Genomic DNA, 6,501 nt, shown 5'->3' with positions numbered 1-6,501 from the left:
GCGGTCTTCACCCCGGACGAGGCGCCCTCACAGCCCTTCTGCGCCGCCTGCAACGACGTCGCCAGATCCTGCCCCCGCTGCCGGTAGGCATCCGAGGCCGAACCCGACCACGACTGCAGATCCGCGTTGATCGCGTCGTTGAGGTCGGAGGCGACGCTGCCCAGCTCCTTGGCGACGTTGCCCCACGTCTCCGACTGCGCCTTGATCTGATCCGCATTGCCCGTCAACCCGTTGAGCGCGTCCTTGAGCGGACCGACGTGCTCCATCAACCACGACACCCCGGCCGCCAGGATCGCACCGAACGGGTCCATCGCCATCGACAACGCATCCAGCGCGGTGCCGACCGCACCCATCGCCACCGACGCCCAGTCACCCGACTCGATGGCCGTCGACAAGTCGTTCGCGGATTCCAGCAGCGAAATACCCGAATACGCCTTGGTGGAGTCTTGCGTCGGCGCGATCAGCGGATTACTCACCGCGTCAAGCTAGCAGCGCCGAACGGGCTGATCGCTTGCGCGATGGGCTATTGACTCGTTGGTGCCCCTTTGATACAGCCCGCCTGGCAGGGAGGGCAGAATGCCCGCAATCGTGAGGCGGTCAGACCGCGTCGGCGCAGGCGACGGCCTCGGGCTGGGCCGCGGGCTCGGTCACCCGCTCGCCGCCGGCCGACTCGTCCGGGACCGTGAGCTCCCACGGCCGGGCAACAACCCAGAGGACGACGCCCGCCAGCAGGATTCCGCTGAACATCACGATCCCCATGGCGGCGGCGTTGTTGCCGATCAGGCCCACGACCGGCGACACGGCCGCGCCGATGCCGAACTGCACGGCACCCAGCAGCGAGGCCGCGGTGCCGGCGTTGTCACCGTGGGAGTTCAGGGCGACCGCGGGCGCGTTGGGCAGGATCAGGCCGGCGAAGAACAGCACCGCCCACACGGGCACCGCGACGCCGAACATCCCGCCGAAGCCGGTGAGCGCCGTGACCAGCAGGACCGCCGCGGCCACGACGGCCGCCACGCTCGCGACGACCAGCACCTGGGCCGGCTCGTAGCGGTTCATCAGCCGCGCGTTGACCTGCGTCGCGGCGATCAGCCAGATCGCGCTGGCGCCGAAGAGCAGGCCGAACTGCTGCTGGTTGAGACCGAACTCCTGCTGGAACACGAACGAGCCGCCGCTGATGAAGGCGAACAGCCCGGCCATCGCGAGACCGGCCACGATCACCAGGCCGATGAACGAGCGGTCGGTGAGCAGCCCGCGGTACGAGCGGACCGTCGCCTTGAGCTCCCACGGCTGGCGGCGCTGCTTCGGCAACGTCTCCGGCAGGGCCAGCGCCGCGGCGATCGCACTCGCGAGCCCGATCACGGCGAGCACCACGAACACGCCACGCCACTCGGTCCAGCTCAGCAGGGCACTGCCGAGCGTCGGCGCGAGCACCGGCGACACACCCATCACCAGGATCAGGCGCGACAGCAGCTTCGCGGCGTTGCGGTCGGTGTAGAGGTCACGCACCACGGCCAGCGCCAGCACCGCGCCCGCGGAGGCGCCGAGGCCCTGCAGGATGCGTGCGCCGGTGAGCAGCTCGACGTTCGGCGCGACCAGGCAGAGCAGCGAGGCGGCGACGTGGATCAAGCTGCCGGTGATGAGCGGGATCCGCCGACCGAACGCGTCGGACAGCGGCCCGACCAGCAGCTGCCCGAGCGCCAGCCCGAGCACGGTGCCGGTCAGCGTGAGCTGGATGGTGGACTCGGACGTGAGCAGGTCCTGCGCGATGGTCGGCAGCGCGGGCAGGTACATGTCGATGGACAGCGGGCCGAGTGCCACGAGGACACCCAGGATCAGCACCAGTTTGAGCTGTCCGCCCCCAGCGGACACTCCTGCGCCGGGCGCGGCTTCCAGCCTGTTCGTCACAGCATCTCCCTCAGTCGGTAGCCACCTCACTCCTACGACGAACGGGGCTCGCCTATTCCGACATCCTTCCCAGATCACACCGCGCCTTTCTCCGTGTGACGCCTCGTGGTTGCACCACTACGACAAGGTAATCCGGGATTCACCCGCCAGAAATGTCCACAATAGACAGTTCGCATACGACAGATCACCCACGCGGGGAGCCTCTGTCGTGGCAAGGTGGCGCAGTGGTGGAATCACTGCCCTCGGGGCCGGGAATGGCGGTGCGTCGGATCGCCGCGGGAGTGCTGGTGCTCGTGGGACTCCTGGGGCCGTTCGCGGCGTTCGGGTGGAGCACGACACCCGGGTTGGACGCGCTGGCGGTGCTGCGGGGCTTGAGCCCGTACGTGCTGCTGGTGCTGGGCTTCGTGCTCGTGTACCACCGGCGCCCGACGGTGTGGCCGGTGGCGCTCGGGTGGTGCGGGCTGCTGCTCGGGTTCGAGCTGCTCTCCGCCGGGGCGATCCAGATGGCCGTCGGCTTCGGCGAGGGCTGGCGAGGACTCGTCGCGGCGCCGGTCGCCGTGGTCGTGGCGTACGGGTGCGGTCGCCTCGCGCAGCTCGTGCTCAACCGGCCGCTCGGACGCGACCTGGCCGGCGCCCGCACGGAGGTGGTGGTGCGCCTGACCGACGGCCGGCTGCTCGTCCAGTGGGACCGGCTCGTGCACGGCAGCACCGGCAAGCTCGGCAACGCGCGCGCCAACGGCCCCGGTCTGCTCTACAGCGAGCTCGCCTACGCCCAACTCGGCCAGGTCGGCGGCCAGCCGGTGCTGCGCGTGGCCGGTGAGGGACGGCAGTGGCTGCTGCACCTGGAACACGCGAACCCGCAGCAGGTGCTCGACCTCGTCGTCGCCCGGGCGGAGAAGGCGCGGAAGGACCCGAAGCTCGCGAGCCAGAACAACGCCGACCGCGCGGTGGCCGTGCAGCGCCACGGCGAGGCCGTCGCCGACGTCCGCGCCGGCGCCACCGCGATGGCCGGCGGCAGCCCCGGGTTCAAGGCACCGGTGTTCGTGCTCGTGGTCGCCATCGCGTGCCTGACAATCGCGGTGATGTCCTTCTTCCCCGCGCTGCCCGACCTCGTGTTGACCGGCCCCGCGTCGCACACCAACGTCGCGGGCGGGATCGTGTTCGGGCTCGTCGGGCTGATCGCCGCGCGCACCTACCGCCGCTTCCGCCGGGGCCTGCGGTACCTGCGGAACCACTCGGGCGAAGGGCTCGGGCAGCACCTCGAACCGCAGGTCGCGCCGGTGCCGGGATGGAGCGCCCTCGGCCCGGCCGTGATGATGCCGGTCAGTCCGGCGAAGACACCGGCAGCGGAGCACTGAGCCACGGCGAGCCTGAGCCACGCACCTCGCCGACGCTCAGACCACGCCGGCGACGGATCAGCGTCCGCAGCGTGCCGCCGTTGAGGTAACCGACGCGGGCGGCCACGGCGTCGACGGTCAAGCCGGTGGTGCGCAGCAGGTGAATCGCGCGCTGCAGCCGGATCTCGGTGATCAACTCGCGCGGCGACATCCCCAGCTCGGCCTGCAGGGTCCGTTGCAGGCTGCGTTCGGTCACGCCGAGCTCGCCCGCCAGCGCCGCCACCTGCAACGACTCCCCCAGCCGAGACCGCACGCGACGTTCGCGAACGCGGCGGCCAGCGGGTTGCCGCGCGCGAGGATCTCCGTGGCCGCGAAGTCCTGTTGCGTGGTGCGGTTGCCGATGAGCAGGTAGCGGCTCACGAGGTCGGCCAGCGCCGGACTGGAGGCCGCGACCAGCGACAACGCCAGGTCCAGGTGCGCGAGCGCCGCGCCCGCGGTGATCACGTCCTCACCGACGCAGAGCGTGCGCGTCTCGTCGACCTCGACGCGCGGGTAGCGGCGGCGCAGCGTCGGGCCGAGCCACCAGCTGGTGGTGGCGCGCACGCCGTCGAGCACGCCGGCCTCGGCCAGGTAGAACGTGGCCGTGCAGGCCGCGGCCACGCGGGCGCCGGCTTCGCGCGCGGCGTTGAGGGCGTGCACCACGGTGCGGCCCGAGGCCCCGCTGACCTCGCGCACGAGCGCTTCGGGCTGCGGGATTTCGACGGCGGGCACCAGCAGCAGGTCGGGACCTTCGGCCAACACGGTTTTCACGGGTTCCGCGGGGATCGTGTACCCGTGGGCTGAGCGGACGGCGCCACCGGCGGACACCGTGCGGATGCCGAACGGACGCGGCGGATCCGGCAGGTCAGAGGCGAGTCCGTTGGCCGTCCGGAGCACTTCCAGCACCGCGGAGAGGCCGAAATCGGCCACGCCGTCGACGACGAACACCGCGACGTCCAGGTCGGGAACGGTACCGAACGCGTCGGAACCGACACTTCCGACGTGACCACTGTGGACCTAGCGTTCGAACCAGGCACCGTCACCGAGGGGGTGGCGGGCCGAACCGGAAGGCGGCCACCATGCCGATCCTCAGCGCCCTGGGCGGCGTCCACCACCTGCGGCTCACCGTGACCGACCTCGACCGTTCGCGCGCCTTCTACACCGAGGTGCTCGGCTTCGGCGTCGCGGCCGAATCGCCGGGCAGCCCGGACGACCCGGCCATCCGGGCCGACCGCGAAGCGCTCTACGGCGGAGTCGTGCTCGCCAACGAGAACCTGATCCTCGGCCTGCGTCCGGTGGCCGAGAAGGCCGACCGGTTCGAGTCCGAACGCGTCGGCCTCGACCACCTGAGCTTCCAGCTCGGCTCGATGACCCGGCTGCGGGAAGCGCAGGAGCGCCTCGATGCCACGGACGTCGTGCACGGCACGATCCGCGAGCTGCCGGCGTTCGGCATCGCGATCCTGTCGGTCGACGATCCCGACGGCATCCACCTGGAGCTCACCGCCGCGCTCGAATAGTCCACTCGGGACAGTCCGGTGCACGGATGCCGGTACGGACGGTCAGCGGTCGTTGATCTTGGCGGCCGCTGATCATTAGTGTCGGCGCATAAGCCGACCCGAAGAGGAGTTCCCATGAGCGGCCTGCCGGCCACGATGCGAGCGGCGCGGTTCGACGCGGCGTCGAAGAAGCTGAGCGTGGAGACGGTGCCCGTGCCGGCCCCGGGGCGCGGTGAGGTCGTGGTCAAGGTCGCGGCGTGCGGGATCTGCCACTCGGACCTGACCCAGCTCGACGGGCACTTCACCCCGAAACTGCCGGTGATCACGCCCGGACACGAGACGGCCGGAACCGTCGCCGCCGTCGGCGAAGAGGTCGGCTTCTGGTCGCCGGGCGACCGCGTGGTCGTGGCCGCGGGCCGGCCGTGTGGCACGTGCCGCGAATGCCGCCAGGGCGGCGGGATCGACGTGTGCGAAAAGCTCGAGATCATGGCCTTCGACTACGACGGCGCCTGGGCCGAGTACGTGGTCACGCCCGCGACGACGCTGGTCGGCGTGCCGGAGCACGTGCCGCTGGAGCAGGCCGCGGTGCTGGCCGACGCGGTCTCGACCCCGTACGGCGCCGTCGACACGGCCGGGCTGCGCCCCGCGGAGGCCGTGGGGATCTGGGGCCTCGGCGGGCTGGGCACGCACCTGGTGCAGCTCGCACGCCTCTGCGGCGCGTCGCCGATCGTGGCGCTCGACCCGCTGCCTGCGGCCCGCGAACGCGCGCTCGGCCTCGGCGCCGACTTCGCGCTCGACCCGCTCGACGAAGCGACTCCCGACAAGCTCGCGGAGATCACCGGCGGTCACGGGCTCGACGTCGCGTTCGACTGCGTCGGCCGGGGTGCCAGCGTCAAGCAGGCCGACCGCGCGCTCGGCCACCGCGGCCGGCTGGTGCTCGTCGGGATGTCGCCCGATCAGCTGGAGCTGGGGGCCGAGCTGAACTTCGTGCGGCGGCGCCACACCGTCGTCGGGCACCTCGGCTACCGGATGAAGCACCTGTCGGACCTGGTGGAGCTGGTCGCGCGCGGGCGGCTGGACGTGTCGGGTTCCGTGAGCGCGATCCTGCCGCTGGAGGAAGCGGCCGAGGGTGTGCGGCGCCTGCGCGAGCACGACGGCGACCCGATCCGGGTGCTGCTTCGTCCTTGACCCTGACGTCGCAGGAGGGTCGAGCATCGAAGGCGTGACCGAATACACCAGCCCCGTCCCGATGCCGGCCCTCGACGCGATCGCGCCGGAGCCCTACCGCGGCATCTACGGCATGCCCATGTTCCCGATGATCCCGACGGCCGACCTCGAGGAGTCCAAGGACTTCTGGTTGCGCGGCCTCGGGTTCATCGACCTGTTCTCCATCCCCGGCCGGATCACCCACCTGCGGCGGTGGGCGTTCCAGGACGTGCTGCTCGTGCCGGGTGAAGCCGGGCCCGGCTCCGCGCTGGCCATCAGCTTCTCGTGCGTGCTCTCCCAGATCGGCGAGGTCGCCGCGCGGTGCGAGGAGCTGCGGCCGGGCTGCACGAGCGGCCCGGAGGAGAAGCCGTGGAACTCCGTCGAGCTCACGGTCAAGACACCTGAAGGGGCGCGGATCGTGCTCACCGCCGCCCGGCCGATCGACCCGGACAGCGCCCAGGCCGCCGAGCTGCGCGCCGTCGGGATCGACGTTCCGCGCGGGTGAGCCACACTGGGCT

General features: G+C 71.4%; 7 protein-coding genes and 1 pseudogene. 4 read left to right on the top strand and 4 right to left on the bottom strand.

Features of this window, described 5'->3' with window-relative positions; translation table 11 throughout:
- A pseudogene (locus ABZU76_RS43255) lies at positions 1–476 on the bottom strand (RHS repeat protein); the annotation flags it as partial.
- A gap of 121 nt (positions 477–597) precedes the next feature.
- A complete protein-coding gene (locus ABZU76_RS43250) occupies positions 598–1,905 on the bottom strand; it encodes a Bcr/CflA family multidrug efflux MFS transporter (protein WP_354881681.1) in 1,308 nt (435 codons plus the stop codon).
- 224 nt (positions 1,906–2,129) lie between these two features.
- On the opposite strand from ABZU76_RS43250, the gene ABZU76_RS43245 reads away from it, so the two are divergent.
- On the top strand, positions 2,130–3,263 hold the full coding sequence (locus ABZU76_RS43245; RefSeq protein WP_354881678.1) for a hypothetical protein: 1,134 nt from the start codon (positions 2,130–2,132) through the stop codon (positions 3,261–3,263).
- Here ABZU76_RS43245 and ABZU76_RS43240 read toward each other — a convergent pair.
- Positions 3,229–3,525 carry a helix-turn-helix transcriptional regulator gene (locus ABZU76_RS43240; RefSeq protein WP_354881675.1) on the bottom strand — a complete coding sequence of 99 codons (297 nt, stop codon included), beginning with the start codon at positions 3,523–3,525 and terminating at the stop codon, positions 3,229–3,231. The genes ABZU76_RS43245 and ABZU76_RS43240 overlap by 35 nt on opposite strands.
- Positions 3,495–4,229, bottom strand: coding sequence for a DJ-1/PfpI family protein (locus ABZU76_RS43235; protein WP_354881672.1), 735 nt, complete (start codon positions 4,227–4,229; stop codon positions 3,495–3,497). Before ABZU76_RS43235 ends, ABZU76_RS43240 begins: the two co-directional genes overlap by 31 nt.
- A 131-nt stretch (positions 4,230–4,360) precedes the next feature.
- Here ABZU76_RS43235 and ABZU76_RS43230 point away from each other — a divergent pair, with 131 nt between their 5' ends.
- The 3 genes from ABZU76_RS43230 (at position 4,361) to ABZU76_RS43220 (ending at position 6,488) form a co-directional block, all read left to right on the top strand.
- Positions 4,361–4,798, top strand: a complete 438-nt coding sequence (locus ABZU76_RS43230; RefSeq protein ID WP_354881669.1) for a VOC family protein — start codon at positions 4,361–4,363, stop codon at positions 4,796–4,798.
- A 114-nt stretch (positions 4,799–4,912) separates the two neighbouring features.
- Positions 4,913–5,965, top strand: coding sequence for a zinc-binding dehydrogenase (locus ABZU76_RS43225; protein WP_354881666.1), 1,053 nt, complete (start codon positions 4,913–4,915; stop codon positions 5,963–5,965).
- 34 nt (positions 5,966–5,999) lie between these two features.
- On the top strand, positions 6,000–6,488 hold the full coding sequence (locus ABZU76_RS43220; protein WP_354881663.1) for a VOC family protein: 489 nt from the start codon (positions 6,000–6,002) through the stop codon (positions 6,486–6,488).
- The last annotated feature ends 13 nt before the right edge of the window (positions 6,489–6,501 follow it).

The organism is Amycolatopsis sp. NPDC005232 (assembly GCF_040607795.1).
In the GTDB taxonomy this organism is placed as follows: Bacteria; Actinomycetota; Actinomycetes; order Mycobacteriales; family Pseudonocardiaceae; genus Amycolatopsis.
Note: the sequence above shows the minus strand (reverse complement) of the source record. Positions and strands in the feature narration are given on the sequence as shown.